The organism is Streptomyces sp. NPDC055962 (assembly GCF_042270185.1).
In the GTDB taxonomy this organism is placed as follows: Bacteria; Actinomycetota; Actinomycetes; order Streptomycetales; family Streptomycetaceae; genus Streptomyces.
This window is the reverse complement of sequence record NZ_JBHJYN010000001.1, coordinates 1,047,424-1,061,723: the sequence shown is the minus strand read 5'-3', so window position 1 is coordinate 1,061,723 and position 14,300 is coordinate 1,047,424. Positions and strand designations below refer to the sequence as shown.

General features: G+C 72.4%; 13 protein-coding genes. 9 read left to right on the top strand and 4 right to left on the bottom strand.

Going from position 1 to position 14,300, the window contains the following annotated elements; genetic code table 11:
- Positions 1 to 25 precede the first annotated feature (25 nt).
- The 3 genes from ACFC51_RS04735 (at position 26) to ACFC51_RS04725 (ending at position 5,489) form a co-directional block, all read left to right on the top strand.
- Complete coding sequence (locus tag ACFC51_RS04735; protein WP_376526979.1) at positions 26 to 1,705, top strand: serine/threonine-protein kinase; 1,680 nt, start codon at positions 26 to 28, stop codon at positions 1,703 to 1,705.
- 261 nt (positions 1,706 to 1,966) lie between these two features.
- Positions 1,967 to 3,604, top strand: coding sequence for a succinic semialdehyde dehydrogenase (locus ACFC51_RS04730; RefSeq protein ID WP_376380004.1), 1,638 nt, complete (start codon positions 1,967 to 1,969; stop codon positions 3,602 to 3,604).
- A gap of 46 nt (positions 3,605 to 3,650) precedes the next feature.
- A complete protein-coding gene (locus ACFC51_RS04725) occupies positions 3,651 to 5,489 on the top strand; it encodes a GMC oxidoreductase (protein ID WP_376380007.1) in 1,839 nt (612 codons plus the stop codon).
- Between the two features lie 70 nt (positions 5,490 to 5,559).
- On the opposite strand, the gene ACFC51_RS04720 is transcribed toward ACFC51_RS04725, so the two are convergent.
- On the bottom strand, positions 5,560 to 6,573 hold the full coding sequence (locus ACFC51_RS04720) for an LAETG motif-containing sortase-dependent surface protein (protein WP_376380009.1): 1,014 nt from the start codon (positions 6,571 to 6,573) through the stop codon (positions 5,560 to 5,562).
- Positions 6,574 to 6,855: 282 nt separating this feature from the next.
- Here ACFC51_RS04720 and ACFC51_RS04715 point away from each other — a divergent pair, with 282 nt between their 5' ends.
- Entirely contained in the window at positions 6,856 to 6,990 is a 135-nt protein-coding gene (locus ACFC51_RS04715) for an alpha/beta hydrolase (protein ID WP_376526977.1), read from the top strand.
- A gap of 369 nt (positions 6,991 to 7,359) precedes the next feature.
- Here ACFC51_RS04715 and ACFC51_RS04710 read toward each other — a convergent pair whose 3' ends face one another.
- A complete protein-coding gene (locus tag ACFC51_RS04710) occupies positions 7,360 to 7,662 on the bottom strand; it encodes a chorismate mutase (RefSeq protein WP_014154529.1) in 303 nt (100 codons plus the stop codon).
- Positions 7,663 to 7,976: 314 nt separating this feature from the next.
- Between ACFC51_RS04710 and guaA the strand changes: the two genes are divergently transcribed.
- From guaA to ACFC51_RS04685, 5 genes are all read left to right on the top strand, one after another.
- Positions 7,977 to 9,563 (top strand): glutamine-hydrolyzing GMP synthase, encoded by a 1,587-nt coding sequence (guaA, locus tag ACFC51_RS04705; protein WP_376380616.1) that lies wholly within the window; start codon positions 7,977 to 7,979, stop codon positions 9,561 to 9,563.
- Between the two features lie 116 nt (positions 9,564 to 9,679).
- A complete protein-coding gene (locus ACFC51_RS04700) occupies positions 9,680 to 9,829 on the top strand; it encodes a hypothetical protein (protein WP_376526975.1) in 150 nt (49 codons plus the stop codon).
- 62 nt (positions 9,830 to 9,891) lie between these two features.
- Positions 9,892 to 10,647 carry an SAM-dependent methyltransferase gene (locus tag ACFC51_RS04695; RefSeq protein WP_376380645.1) on the top strand — a complete coding sequence of 252 codons (756 nt, stop codon included), beginning with the start codon at positions 9,892 to 9,894 and terminating at the stop codon, positions 10,645 to 10,647.
- A gap of 129 nt (positions 10,648 to 10,776) precedes the next feature.
- A complete protein-coding gene (locus tag ACFC51_RS04690; protein ID WP_376380622.1) occupies positions 10,777 to 12,045 on the top strand; it encodes a hypothetical protein in 1,269 nt (422 codons plus the stop codon).
- A gap of 75 nt (positions 12,046 to 12,120) precedes the next feature.
- A complete protein-coding gene (locus ACFC51_RS04685; protein WP_376380625.1) occupies positions 12,121 to 12,630 on the top strand; it encodes a DoxX family protein in 510 nt (169 codons plus the stop codon).
- Between the two features lie 95 nt (positions 12,631 to 12,725).
- Here ACFC51_RS04685 and ACFC51_RS04680 read toward each other — a convergent pair whose 3' ends face one another.
- Both ACFC51_RS04680 and ACFC51_RS04675 read right to left on the bottom strand, forming a co-directional pair.
- Positions 12,726 to 12,956, bottom strand: a complete 231-nt coding sequence (locus ACFC51_RS04680; RefSeq protein ID WP_376380628.1) for a hypothetical protein — start codon at positions 12,954 to 12,956, stop codon at positions 12,726 to 12,728.
- The gene (locus tag ACFC51_RS04675) at positions 12,943 to 14,280 is read right to left on the bottom strand and encodes a PspC domain-containing protein (RefSeq protein ID WP_376380630.1); all 1,338 of its coding nucleotides are present in this window, start codon (positions 14,278 to 14,280) and stop codon (positions 12,943 to 12,945) included. The genes ACFC51_RS04680 and ACFC51_RS04675 overlap by 14 nt, the downstream gene beginning before the upstream one ends.
- Positions 14,281 to 14,300: the final 20 nt, after the last annotated feature.

Below are 14,300 nucleotides of genomic sequence, written 5' to 3'. Positions count from 1 at the left end.
CAAGGAAAACGGGGCGAGGACACACGTGGAACACGCGCAGGGCACGGACGCGGGGATCGTACTGGCCGGACGATACCGACTGGGTGACGTCCTGGGGCGTGGTGGCATGGGCAAGGTCTGGCGCGCCCAGGACGAGGTGCTCCACCGGACGGTGGCAGTCAAGGAACTGACGGCCGGGCTGTACGTCGCCGAGGCGGACCGTGCCGTGCTCCACGCCCGCACGCAGAAGGAGGCGCGCGCGGCGGCCCGGATCACGCACCCCGGGGTCGTCACCGTCCACGACGTCATCGAGTACGACAACCGCCCCTGGATCGTCATGCAGTACGTCGACGGGCCCTCGCTCGCCGACGCGGCGAAGGAGTCCGGCGAGGTCGATCCCCGCGAAGCCGCCAGGATCGGCCTCCATGTGCTGAGCGCGCTGCGGGCCGCACACGGCGCGGGGGTCCTGCACCGGGACGTGAAACCCGCCAACGTCCTGCTCGCCCGCGACGGCCAGGTCCTGCTGACGGACTTCGGGATCGCCGCGATCGAGGGCGACTCCACCATCACCAGGACCGGTGAACTGGTCGGCTCCATCGACTATCTGGCGCCCGAGCGGGTCCGGGGCGGCGACCCGGGCCCCGCCTCCGACCTCTGGTCGCTCGGTGCCACGCTCTACACGGCGGTCGAGGGCACCTCGCCCTTCCGGCGCACGTCCCCCATCTCCACCATGCAGGCCGTGGTCACGGAGGAACCGCTCCCGCCGGCGCGCGGCGGTGCGCTGGCGCCCGTGATCACCGCCCTGCTGCGCAAGGACCCCGCGGACCGTCCGACGGCCGAGGAGACCGAGCGCATGCTGCTGGACGCGATGGAGGGGCGCAGACCCCGCGCCGCGCAGGCGCACGTGCCCACGCAGCGGGTCTCGGAGGAGGAGCTGAACTCCTTCTCCGCCCCGGAGGGTTCCACCACCCACATCCCCCGGCCGCTGCCGGAGCCGGCCGGGCCCGCGTACACCACGGCGTCCGCCACCGGGCGCGGCCGGAAGCCCTGGCGCACCGTCCTGGTAATCCTCGCGGTCGCCGCGCTGATCGGCAGCGGTGTGGGCCTGGTCATCCGGTACACCGGGGATGCCGGAGGGGGGACGTCCGGCGAGGCCTCGGAGCGAAGCACCGGGAGCCCGGCGCCCTCCGCGTCCTCCTCCGGGGACGCCGCCGGGGACCCGTCGGCGTACCCGGCGGGAGAGGGAGAGCCCGCCGCGGGGAAGACCCCCGACGGCTGGAAGCGGGTCGACGCCCCCGAGGGGTTCGGCCTCCTGCTCCCGGAGGGCTGGGAGCGGCAGACGGGCGGCGACCGGATCGAGTACAGCCCCGACAACGGGGCGCACAGCCTCCGGATCAGCATCGATCCGCAGCCCGACTTCGACAGCTCGTACGCGCACATGCAGAGCATCGAGAAGGACCTGTCCCGGCGCCTTCCGGAGTACGAACGGCTCACGCTGGAGGAGAACGTCTTCCGTGACCGTCCCGGTTCACGGTGGGAGTTCACCTGGATCGAGTCCCAGGGTCAGCCCGGCCCGCGCCACGGCATCGACCAGATGTACTTCGCCGAGACGGGCGGGCCGGAGTACGCGTTCTACCTGACCGGTCCCGAGGGGGAACAGGACGAGACCCGGCAGCTCTTCGAGACCATGCTGCGCAGCTGGACACCGCCGGAGCGCGAGGGCTGAGGGGCGCTCCGGGGGCACCCGCGGCGGGTCCGGCGGCGGCGCGCGGCGAGGACACCGGCCCGGCGCCGGGCGAACCGCCGAAGATTCACTGTTCCTGACGCCCGATCCCCGCGAACGAGGGTGGATCGCCCCTGATCAGCGGTTATACCGCCAGTGATCGCTGGCTGTATGGCTGGGCGGGGCAGGAGTCTCTGGCGGGGTCTGTGAAAACCTGTTACCCACGGGTACCCAAAGTCGTCGGGTGGACATACTCTCGCCCTCATGACGGACTCGCAGGCTTCCTCGACCACCTCCGCCGCCTCCGGCAGCCGCGTCGGCACCAATCCGGTGGCCGCCGCCCCCGCAGGGGCGCGCACCGCCGCGGACGTGGTCACTCCCGAGGTGATCGCCCGGCTGACCCGTGGCGTCGTGGGCTCCGGCCGCACGTCGAACCACAGCCCCTTCACCGGGGACAAGCTGGCGGACCTCCCCGAGTCCACCCCCGAGGACGTACAGACCGCCTTCGACCGGGCCCGGGCCGCCCAGCCCGTCTGGGCCGCGACGCCGGTCAGGGCCAGGGCGGCGGTGCTGCTGCGCTTCCACGACCTGATCCTTCAGCGCCAGTCCGAGGTCCTCGACCTCATCCAGCTGGAGACCGGCAAGGCGCGGCTGCACGCCCACGAGGAGGTGCAGGCCGTCGCCGTCTCGGCCCGGCACTACGGGCGCAGGGCCGCCGCGTACCTGAAGCCGAAGCGCCACACCGGGGTCGTCCCCGCGCTGACCAAGGTCACCGAACTGCGCCAGCCGCGCGGTGTCGTCGGCCAGATCGCCCCCTGGAACTACCCGCTCGAACTCTCCGTCGGCGACGCGCTCCCCGCCTTCGTCTCCGGCAACGCCGTCGTGATGAAGCCCGACACGGAGACCGCGCTGACCGCGCTGTGGGCCCGTGACCTGCTGATCGAGGCCGGACTGCCCGCCGAGGTGTTCCAGGTCGTCCTCGGCGAGGGACCCGTCGTCGGGCCGGAGGTCGTCCAGCGCGCCGACTACGTCTCCTTCACCGGCTCGACCGCCACGGGCCGCGACGTGGCCCAGCGCGCCGCGGCACGGCTGGTCGGCGTCTCGCTGGAGCTCGGCGGCAAGAACCCCATGCTGGTCCTGGCGGACGCCGACGTCGAGAAGGCCGCCGAGGGCGCCGTGCGCGCCTGCTTCTCCTCGGCCGGACAGCTCTGCATCTCCATCGAGAGGCTGTACGTCCACGCGTCCGTCGCGGACGCCTTCGTGGAGCGCTTCGCCGCCCGCACCAAGGCCATGCGGCTCGGTGCCTCCCTGGCGTACGGGGCCGACATGGGCTCGCTCGTGGGCGAACGCCAGCTGGAGACCGTGAGCCGGCACGTGGCGGAAGCCGTCGAGAAGGGTGCCACGCTCGTCGCGGGCGGCGTCGCCCGCCCCGACATCGGCCCGCTCTTCTACGAGCCGACCATCCTCGACAACGTCCAGGAGCCGATGGCCGTCTGCGCCCAGGAGACCTTCGGCCCGGTCGTCTCCCTCTACCGCTTCACCGACGAGGACGAGGCGGTCGGCCTCGCCAACGCCACCCCCTACGGCCTCAACGCGAGCGTCTGGACCAAGGACGCCCGGCGCGGCCACCGGATCGCGGCCCGGCTGCGGGCCGGCACCGTCAACATCAACGAGGGGTACGCGCCCGCGTACGGCAGCGTCCAGTCGCCCATGGGCGGCATGAAGGAGTCCGGGCTCGGCCGGCGGCACGGCTCCGAGGGCATCCTCAAGTACACCGAGGCCCAGACGGTCGCCCAGCAGCGGCTGATGCCCCTCGCGCCGGCCTTCGGGATGGACGACGCGACGTACACGGCCTTCATGAGCCGCAGCCTCAAGGCGATGAAGGCCTTCCGGCTGCGCTGACCCCCGACGCCCCCTCCCACCTGCCCTTTTCGTGCCGAGGAGAGCCATGTCCCAGGACAGCCATGCCCAGAACCAGGCCGCACCGGCCGCTCCTGCGGCGCCCGACGACGCGTACGACTACGACGTCATCGTCGTCGGTTCGGGCTTCGGCGGCGCGGTCTCGGCCCTGAGGCTGAGCGAGAAGGGGTACCGGGTCGGCGTCCTGGAGGCGGGCCGCCGCTTCACGCGGGCGACGCTCCCCAAGAACTCCTGGGACATCAAGAACTACCTCTGGGCGCCGGCGCTCGGCCTGTTCGGCATCCAGCGGGTGCATCTGCTGGGCAAGGTGATGGTGCTGGCGGGCGCCGGCGTCGGCGGTGGCTCCCTCAACTACGCCAACACCCTGTACGTGCCGCCCGCGCCGTTCTTCGAGGACCGCCAGTGGTCCGGCATCACCGACTGGAAGGACGAGCTGGCGCCCTACTACGACCAGGCGAAGCGGATGCTCGGGGTGCGGCTCAACCCGACGGTGACCCCGGCGGACGTCCACCTCAAGGCGGTGGCCGAGACCATGGGCGTCGGCGACACCTTCCACCTCGCCCCCGTCGGCGTCTTCTTCGGCGACGGGAAGGACGCCGACGGCACGGTGGACGCGAAGCCCGGGGCGGAGGCGGCCGACCCCTACTTCGGTGGCGCGGGTCCCGCGCGCACGGCCTGCTCCCAGTGCGGCGAATGCATGACGGGCTGCCGTCACGGCGCGAAGAACACCCTCAACGAGAACTACCTGTACCTCGCGGAGAAGGCCGGGGCCGTCATCCACCCGATGACGTCCGTCACCGCCGTCACGGACGGCCCGGACGGCGGCTACCGGGTGTCGACCGTCCCCACGAACCGGCGCCGCAAGGCGAAGCCGTCCGTGCTGCGCGCCCGGAAGGTGGTCGTCGCCGCAGGCACGTACGGCACCCAGACCCTGCTGCACACCATGAAGGACGAAGGGCTGCTGCCCCGGATCTCGTCCCGCCTCGGTGAGCTGACCCGGACCAACTCCGAGGGCCTGGTGGGGGCGCAGACCAGTGACCGCCGCTACCGGAAGAAGCACGGCACGGCCAAGGCGGACTTCACCCGGGGCGTCGCCATCACCTCGTCCATCCACCCCGACGAGAACACCCACATCGAGCCGGTGCGCTACGGCAAGGGTTCCAACGCGATGGGCGCGCTGACCATCCTCCAGGTGCCCTACAGCACCCACCGGGTACTGAGCTGGTTCGGCAACGTGGCCAGGCACCCGGTGCTGACCGTGCGGTCCCTGTCCAACCTGCGCTGGTCGGAGCGGACCATCATCGGCCTCGTCATGCAGTCGCTGGACAACTCGCTGACCGCGTACCGCAAGCCCGGCGGCGTCGGCAAGGGGCTGCTCACCGCCCGGCAGGGCCACGGCTCGCCCAACCCCACCCAGATAGCCGAGGCGACCCAGGGCGCGACGCTGCTCGCCCAGGAGATCAACGGCTTCGCCGGATCGAACATCGGGGAGCTGATGGGCACGCCGCTCACGGCCCACTTCCTCGGAGGCTGCCCGATCGGTGCGAGCCCGGAGGAGGGGGTCATCGACCCCTACCACCGGCTGTACGGCCACCCCGGCATCTCCGTGGTCGACGGCTCGGCGGTCTCCGCCAACCTCGGCGTCAATCCGTCGCTGACCATCACCGCGCAGGCGGAACGCGCCATGTCGTTCTGGCCCAACAAGGGCGAGGAGGACCCGCGCCCGGCGCAGGACGCGTCGTACGAGCGGCTCTCCGCGGTCGAACCGGCCTCGCCCGCGGTGCCGAAGGAAGCGTTCGGCGCGCTGAAGCTGCCGTTCCTGGGCATACCGGCGGTGCCGCCGAAGAAGGCGGCGTCGGACGCCTGACCCCGGGAACGCCGAGGGGCTGCACCCCCCTCCGAGTGCAGCCCCTCCACGTACCTCGCGGTGACGCGCCTTACGCGGCGGCGTCACCGTTCTTGCGGCGCCGCGCGACGAACAGCGCGCCGGCACCCAGCACCACGGCCGTGGCGCCCGCGAGGGCGAACACCGGGGTGCTGGAGGACGAACCGGTCTCGGCGAGGCTGCCGGTCACCTGGTTGGTGGTGCCGGACGGCTTCCCCGAAGGCACGGGGATCTTGCCGCCCTCCTGGGGCTTCGCGCCGTCGTCGTCACCGGCCTCGACGATCTGGAACTTGTAGGCGACGTCCGAGAAGCACGGCTCCGACTCGAAGTCGTCGCCGAAGACGAGCCCGCCACCGAGGCTGAAGCCCGTTCCGACGGGTGCGCTCGCCTCCACCTTGAGGCGCAGAGCGATGTCGACCTCGTAGCCCGGCTTGATCCCCTCGGTCTCGCCGACGTAACCGGACGAGGTGCCCAGCTCGTCCAGGTCCTCCCAGGTGCCCTCGGACTCGTTGAGCGCCTGGAGGCGGACCTGCTTGGAGGTGAAGAGCTGCTCGCCCGCCTTGTCGGCGGCGGCACCCGCGAAGAACACCACGTTCTTCACGGTCTTCTTCGAGTCGTTGTAGATGTTGAAGGTGAAGCGGTCCCAGCCGCTGCCCCGGACGATCTTTCCGGAGAGGCCGTTGATGGCGAGCTTCAGCGGACGCGGCTCGCACGCCGGGGTGGGCTCGTCCCCGTCGCCCTCGTCCTCGGTCTCCGTGGCGGTGGGCGTCGGCGTCGCGGACGCCGTCTCCGACTCGGTGTCGGTCGGCGTGGGGGAGGTGGTCTCCGGTGCGATGCCCTCGGACGACTCCGTGGCCTCCGGCGTCTCGGACGGCGAGGCGGACTCGGTGTTCTCCGGGGACGCCGTCCCGGTCGGCGCCGTGTCCGTCGTCCCGGTCGGCGTCGGGGAGGCGGTCCCGGTCGTCGTGGTCTCGGTCTCCGCGAACGCGGCGGGCGCCGAGAGCAGGACGACCGGGCCTATGACGGCGGTGGCGGCAGCGAGTGCCAGGGTGCGGCGGAGCTTCATCTGGAGCCTCAGCAGGTCCGTGGTACCGCGTGGCCGCGGTACGGCGAAAGGAACGGGTGAACGGGCCTGCCGTTGTGGGGCACGGAACGAAGCCGGTGTGTTCGCCATGGATGATTCACAGAATCTTTATGTGGTGTCGGCCACACCCCGACCCGAGGTGCCCTTCCGTCACGACCCTGCCGGCGTCGACGGCGGCAGGGGACTACCGCTGCCGCCCGCGGCCCGGTCCTCTGCGCCGACCGGCACCTGCCCGTGCGCGATCAGCCGGGATGCCGCCGCGGCGTGCTCCTCACGTACGAGGGCCGGGGCCACGGGAGTGTCACCAGCGGCTCCTGCATGGAGGACGCCGTCGACGGATACCTGACCGGCCCCACCCTGCCGGCACACGGCACCAGGTGCCCCGCCGCGCTGTCCTGAGAACCGTTCCGGGAGAACTCGGGCGACCGGACCGGTCGCACTCCTCGGCCCTGCGGGGCCGGCACATCCGCCGAGACGGACCGCCTCGGCGACGGTCCGAGAGCGGCCGGTCCCGGGCGTCCCCGGGGCCGGCCGCATGGGTGACCGGGCTGCTGTCCCCTGCCGACCGGTCACACGCGCCGGGCCGTGGTCCCACGACGTGCCCGAGGCACGTCACACGGTCCGGCGGAGCCACGCGTGGATTTCTGCCGATGCCGCCCCTGGCTGGCACGGACACCCGGATCAACGAAGCCGTCCGGGGCCCGGTCACGCGCCGTACGGGTGAGACCGGGACCGAACGCGGGTGCGGCCGTACAGCCTTCCCGGACGTCACACCCGGCCGCGGCACAGCTCCAGCAGCGTCATGGCGAGGGCCGTGCCCGGCTTTCCCAGGGCGTCGCTGTAGTGGCTGAGGACGTCCATCTCCCGGGACAGGTTCACCCTGCGGCCGCCGGACGTGATCCTGGCCTCCTGGATGACCGCCGAGACGGCCATCCGTTCCTGCACGAGGCCGATGATCCGGTCGTCCAGCGCGTCGATGCGCGTCCGGGCGCCCCCGATCAGGGACGCGGCCTCGTCGGTGTGCGCGCCGGTCCGCTCGGCGGCCGTCTTCGTGGATGCGGTGCTGGTCATCTGTGACTCCTGGTGGGCGGGGCCTCAGGAGCGACGGGTCCGGAACGCCGAAGGCGCCCCGGGCCTGTCGGCCCGGGGCGCCTTGGAAAGTGCTTGTCAGTTGCTCAAGCAGCACGACCATGGCAGCCGGCGGGCCGGGTGCCATAGGTAAAGACGAAGATCGTGTGCTGACGCATGAGGGCAAGTATGGACCCCGTCCCCGGCCCGGGTCCACGCAGGGCCCGGATCGTGAGACGGGAGCCCGGCGGGGCGGCGCTCCACGGCCGGTAGAATTGGGAGGACCGACCCCCTCTCCACCGCCGGAAGGCCGCCCCGTGCCAGCAGCACCCCCCGCCGCCCCCGACACCACGACCGACGTCGTCCTGGTTGTCGACTTCGGCGCCCAGTACGCCCAGCTCATCGCCCGTCGCGTCCGTGAGGCCCGGGTCTACAGCGAGATCGTCCCGTCCACGATGCCGGTGGCCGAGATGCTGGCGAAGAACCCCCGGGCGATCATCCTCTCCGGCGGTCCGTCCTCGGTGTACGCGGAGGGCGCGCCCAGCCTCGACCGTTCGCTGTTCGAAGCCGGGGTCCCGGTCTTCGGCATGTGCTACGGCTTCCAGATCATGGCCACCACCCTCGGCGGCACGGTCGACGACAACGGTGCCCGCGAGTACGGCCGCACCCCGCTCACCGTGTCCAAGGCCGGCTCCACCCTCTTCGAGGGCACGCCCACCGAGCAGCCGGTCTGGATGTCGCACGGCGACGCCTGCTCCGCCGCACCCGAGGGCTTCACCGTCACCGCGTCCACGGACGTCGTCCCGGTCGCCGCCTTCGAGAACGACGAGAAGAAGCTCTACGGCGTCCAGTACCACCCGGAGGTCATGCACTCGACCTACGGCCAGCAGGTCCTGGAGCACTTCCTCTACCGGGGCGCCGGCATCGAGCCGACCTGGACGACCACCAACGTCGTCGAGGAGCAGATCGCCCTCATCCGCGAGCAGGTCGGCGACAAGCGCGCCATCTGCGGCCTCTCCGGCGGCGTGGACTCCGCGGTCGCCGCGGCCCTCGTGCAGAAGGCCATCGGTTCCCAGCTCACCTGCGTCTACGTCGACCACGGCCTGATGCGCAAGGGCGAGACCGAGCAGGTCGAGAAGGACTTCGTCGCCGCGACCGGTGCGAAGCTCAAGGTCGTCGACGCGGAGAAGCGCTTCCTGGACGCCCTGGCCGGTGTGTCCGACCCGGAGCAGAAGCGGAAGATCATCGGCCGCGAGTTCATCCGCGTCTTCGAGCAGGCCCAGCTGGAGATCCTCCAGGAGGACGGCCCCGAGGTCGCCTTCCTCGTGCAGGGCACCCTCTACCCGGACGTCGTCGAGTCCGGCGGCGGCACCGGCACCGCCAACATCAAGTCCCACCACAACGTGGGCGGGCTCCCCGACGACATCGAGTTCCAGCTCGTCGAGCCGCTGCGCCAGCTGTTCAAGGACGAGGTCCGGATGGTCGGCCAGGAGCTCGGCCTGCCCGAGGAGATCGTCCAGCGCCAGCCGTTCCCCGGCCCCGGCCTCGGGATCCGCATCGTGGGCGACGTCACCAAGGAGCGGCTCGACCTGCTGCGCGAGGCCGACGCCATCGCCCGCGAGGAGCTGACCGCGGCCGGCCTCGACCGTGACATCTGGCAGTGCCCCGTGGTCCTGCTCGCGGACGTCCGCAGCGTCGGCGTCCAGGGCGACGGCCGTACCTACGGCCACCCGATCGTGCTGCGCCCGGTCTCCTCCGAGGACGCCATGACGGCCGACTGGTCGCGCCTGCCGTACGAGACGCTGGCGAAGATCTCCACCCGCATCACCAACGAGGTCGCCGACGTCAACCGCGTGGTCCTCGACGTGACGAGCAAGCCGCCGGGGACGATCGAGTGGGAGTGACCCCTGCTCCCTGAGGCCGATGCCGATGCCGTCGCCCATGTGTTTGGGCGGCGGCATCGTCGTATCCGCTGGGTACGCTGACCGAGGAGACGAGACTCAGCCCCCTGGGAGCAACCATGGGTGCCGCACCCGACGACGAACCGACCGAGCACTGCCGCTGTCCCGTGCCCCCGCCCCAGGGCTGGGTTGCGGAGGAGCTCGATCGGCTTCCGGACCTGCCGCGGCGCACCGAGCTGATCGACGCGAGTCTCGTCTTCCTGCCGTGAACCGGCGACGTCTCCACTAATTCGGTGGCAGAGGTGCGGCACCCGTGGAATGGTCCGTCTCCATGTCCGCCGACGAGATCCGCGCCCTCATGTCCGCCCCCGGGAACGACCGCCTCACGTGGAACACCCCCCTCTCCGAGGAACACGCGGGCCGGCTGATCGCCGCCTGCGAGCCGCCCCCCGGTGCCCGCATCGCCGACTTCGGCAGCGGCTGGGGCGAACTGCTCATGCGCCTGGTCGAAGCGGCGCCCGGATCCACCGGGGACGGCATCGAGACCGACCCGGAAGCCGTCGCGCGCGGCCTGCGGCTCGCGCAGGAGCGAGGGCTCGCGGACCGGGTCCGCTTCCACGAGGTGTCCGCCGCCGGCCATCAGGACACCGGCTACGACCTCGCCGTCTCCATCGGCTCCTCGCACGCATGGCCCGGCGGTACCCCGGACGCGCTGAAGGCCCTGCGGGCAGCCGTACGCCCGGGCGGGCGGGTGCTGTTCGGCGACGGCTTCTGGGAGCGCGAGCCCTCGGCGGCCGCGCTGGAGGGTCTGGGCGCCGAGCCCGGCGACTTCGGCTCGCTCCTGGGGCTGATCCGGCAGGCGGAGGCCGTGGGGCTGAGGCCGCTCCAGGTGACCGTCGCCGACCGGCGCGAGTGGGACCTCTTCGAGTCGGCGGCCAACATCGGACGCGGTGAGCGCTGGGCGCTGGCCAACCCGGGGCACCCGCTGCACGCGGAGATGACCGAGACCGTCGACGCCCGCCGCACCGGGTACTACGGGGGATACCGGGGGACACTGGGCCTCGCCTACCTCGTGCTCAGCGCCTGAAAATCGCACATTTCTACGACAGGCGCTCCCGGCCCGCCCCGATGTGGGGCGAGCCCGCCACGTACGGCACAATTCGCAGAAATCAGAGGCGAGTTGGTTCTACTGGGGCGGGAAAGGGCGGCGTTCTCCGTGGCGTTGGACGAGGCGAGGGCGAAGAGTGCGCACGGCGGTGGCTGTACGTGCGGCGACTGCCCGCACGGGGCACACGAAGGACACCGGCGCGCGGTGGCGGCCTTCCTCGCCAAACGGGACGAACTCGCCGCCGGGCAGGGCCTGCCCGCCGGCGTCGCCCAGTCGGTGTCCGCGTCCCGCCAGTGGGTGTCCGACGAGCTGACCGAGTCGGCCCGTGCCGTCGCCGAGCGCAGCCGCGAGGCCGGGGACGCCTGGCTCCACACGCTCTGGCAGCGCACCCTGGTGGTGGTCTGGGGCGGTGTCGCGCTGCTGGTCGTCGGTGAGGCGGTGACCGCGATCGGCGCGGGCTGGTCCACGGCCCGCACCGCCGGTCTCGTCGCGGCGTTCGTCACCGCGGGCCTCCTGACCGGCGCCGCCCGCGTCCACCGGGCCCGCGGCGGCCTTCTCGCCCCGCTGATCGGCGAGGACAACCGGCTCTCCACCTCTCGCACGGTCGCCGCTTCCTGGGTGCTCCTCGCCGTCTTCGCCGTCCTCGTCCTCGCGCTGCAACTGGCCGGGGCGTCCGACCACGCCGACCGCGACGCCCTGATCGAGGGCCTCGACCTGGTCCGCTCGGCCGGCGTGCTCACCGTGCTCGCGCTGGTGTGCGCCGTCGCCGTCGTCGTACGCCGGGTGGTGACCGTACGGGTGCTCGCCCAGCGGTTGCAGAAGCTGCGGGCGGACCGGCCCCGCGCGGCCGACCTGCTCACCGACGACTCCGGGCGCGGCAGCTTCACCGACGTGCAGTACGTGCTGGTCAGCGCCGTCGCCGTGCTGTTCTCCGCGGTCCGCCTGGCCCGCCGGCCCGAGCAGCTCCCGGACCTGCCGTGGGGTCTGGCGGTCCTGGTGGCCGTCTCGGCGGCGACGTACTTCGCCGGGAAGTACGCGGAGGGCGGCCGGCCCGTCATCCTGTCGGTGGTGCGGGCCCGGGAAGCGGGGGACCTGGACGCCCCGATCCGTACCGGCGACGACATCGAGATCCGCGGCGCCGGATTCGTCCCGCCGGGCGCCGGCAGCCCCGACAGGCTGGCGCGGGTGGTCGTCAGGATCGGCCGTGTGCATGTGCACGTCCCTCTGATCCCGGTCACCGGAGGCTTCGCCAACCCGTCGGACACCGTGCTCACCGTGCCCGTGCCCGTGGAGGTCGAACCGGGCACGGTGGAGGTGCAGGTCGTCACGGCCGCGGGCGTGGAGACGAACTCCTGCCTCATCGACGTCACGGACTGAACCGCGCACCCGGTGAGCGGCACCGAACCGGCGTACGTATGGTCTGTCCAAGGGCCGACGGAGAGCGGGGCAGTGATGAGCGGGTACAGGGGCGGTTCGTACGGGCTGGACGAGCCGAGGGGTCTGCGGGACCGGGCGCGGGATCACGCGCTCCTGCCCCTGCGGATCTTCCTCGGCGTCACCTTCGTCTACGCGGGGCTCGACAAGCTCACCGACAGCGCGTTCCTGTCGGCGAGCGGCCCCGGATCCATCGGCGAGATGATGCACGGCGTACGCGACAGCGCGGCGATCCCCGGCCTCGTCGACCTGGCGCTGAAAAGCCCCGAGGGCTTCGGCTACGCCATCGCGATCGGTGAGCTCCTCGTCGGCCTCGGCACCCTCGCCGGCCTCTGGGCCCGCCTCGCCGCCCTCGGTGGCGCCCTGATCTCCCTGAGCCTGTGGCTGACCGTCAGCTGGCAGAGCACGCCGTACTACTACGGCAACGACCTGGTCTACCTGATGGCCTGGCTGCCGCTGCTGCTGGCGGGCGCGCCCTACTGGTCCCTGGACGCCCTGAGGGGGAGCCGCCGCCCGGGGAGGATCTGAGCACCCGCGGGCCTGGACGATCCGGGGCCGCGGCGCCCACGAGGAGACACTCCGAGGCCCGGGTCTCCACGAGGAGACGTTCCGAGCCCCGGCCTCTACGGGGACATGGCCGGGGCGGACGCCCTGCGCGCCGACCGCCGCCGGCGCAGCCGGTAGTTCACCCAGGTCACCGTGGCCGCGAGCCACAGGCCGCCGGCGAGCACGGGGACGAAGAACGTCCAGGGTGCGTTCCACGCCCCTGCCGCGTCCGCCGCGTAGCCGACCGCCAGGGTCAGCATGACCAGGCCCGCCACCGCCCGGCCCGGCAGGATCTCATGACGCATCACGGGTGACCTCCAGCTGTCCGATGCCGATGCCGATGCCCACGCCCAGCTCGATCGTGCCGGCGGACGGGCCGTCGCCGGAGGGAAGGACGGTCCGGCGCGTATGCCGGTCGGGGGCGATGTCCACGTCCTTGCGCACGTCGGACGGGAACTGGATGTCGCCCAGGCCCGCTTCGGCGTCCACCTTCACCGTCACCCCGGCCGGGACGACGACGACCGCCCGGCCGGCGGCGACCTCGACGCGGGTCCGCAGGGTCCCGCCGTTCGGGACGGCGACCCGGGACAGGTCGAGCCTCGCGTCGCCGAGGTCCAGCTTGTACAGGGGGCGGACCGCGGCGACGGAGGCCGGGCTCCACTCCTCCCGAACCCAGTCGGTGCCGATGTCCCGGGGGACCACGGAGGCCCCCGCGAGGAGCCCCGCCGTGATCATGGCCAGCATGATCGTGCCGAAGCCGGTCCTGCCGATGACCGAGGCGAGCAGCAGGCCGAGGCCGAACACCCCGAGAGCGGCGGCGAGCCCGATCTGAAGGCTGGTCCCCAGCGGCTGCGACCCCCAGCTCAGCCCCGTGCCCAGACCGCCCGCGACGAGGGCGGTCAGGAGGACGAGGCCGCTGATCGAACGCGGCCCCCGGGTGCCCGCCGCGCGGCGGGGAGACCGGGACGGCGCGTGTGCCGCTCCTCTCCCGCGGGGCTCCGCCGCCTCGGCCACCGCGCTCGCGGGGCCCCACAGATAGCCGGTGCCGGACGGCCCCGTCGTGCCGTCCTTGACGATCGGATCCCGCCACCAGGACGGGCTGCCCGTCGTGGGCGGCGCCTTCACCTCGGGGGGCGCCCCGTGGCCGGCGGTGTGCGCCGCGCTCTTCGGGATGTGCGCCGCCGGCCCCTGGGCGTCCTCGGGCGGTTCCGTCCCGCGGTGCTGCGTCCAGACGGAGAAGCCGACCACGGTCAGCGAGAGCATCGCGGCGAAGGCGAGCATCCCGCCGTTGTGCAGCATCGACAGCAGCAGCCCGCAGCCGACCAGGGCCAGCAGCAGGGCGACCAGCGACGCGCCCTCGACCCGGCCGGACAGCAGCCGGCGCGCCTCGTTCTCGTCCTCCCCGTCGACGGGGAGCAGCAGCCACGCGAAGCCGTAGAAGATCAGGCCGATGCCGCCCGTCACCGCGAGGACACCCAGCACGATCCGGAAGATCACCGGGTCCACGTCGCAGTACCGGCCGAGCCCGCCGCACACCCCGGCCACCACCTTCTGCCGCTTGCTGCGCCGCAGCCGCGGTGCCGGTTCGGGGGGCGGAGCGACGCCGGGGGAGGCGTCCTGGGGAACGGTCATGGCTCCATGGTGACGGCCCG

What these genes read in the sequence shown, in the direction of transcription:
- ACFC51_RS04730 (WP_376380004.1), top strand. Translation starts at nt 1,967, where the DNA reads ATGACGGACTCGCAGGCTTCCTCGACCACCTCCGCCGCCTCCGGCAGC.
- ACFC51_RS04725 (WP_376380007.1), top strand. Translation starts at nt 3,651, where the DNA reads ATGTCCCAGGACAGCCATGCCCAGAACCAGGCCGCACCGGCCGCTCCT.
- ACFC51_RS04720 (WP_376380009.1), bottom strand. Translation starts at nt 6,573, where the DNA reads ATGAAGCTCCGCCGCACCCTGGCACTCGCTGCCGCCACCGCCGTCATA.
- ACFC51_RS04710 (WP_014154529.1), bottom strand. Translation starts at nt 7,662, where the DNA reads ATGACCAGCACCGCATCCACGAAGACGGCCGCCGAGCGGACCGGCGCG.
- ACFC51_RS04700 (WP_376526975.1), top strand. Translation starts at nt 9,680, where the DNA reads ATGGGTGCCGCACCCGACGACGAACCGACCGAGCACTGCCGCTGTCCC.
- ACFC51_RS04695 (WP_376380645.1), top strand. Translation starts at nt 9,892, where the DNA reads ATGTCCGCCGACGAGATCCGCGCCCTCATGTCCGCCCCCGGGAACGAC.
- ACFC51_RS04685 (WP_376380625.1), top strand. Translation starts at nt 12,121, where the DNA reads ATGAGCGGGTACAGGGGCGGTTCGTACGGGCTGGACGAGCCGAGGGGT.
- ACFC51_RS04675 (WP_376380630.1), bottom strand. Translation starts at nt 14,280, where the DNA reads ATGACCGTTCCCCAGGACGCCTCCCCCGGCGTCGCTCCGCCCCCCGAA.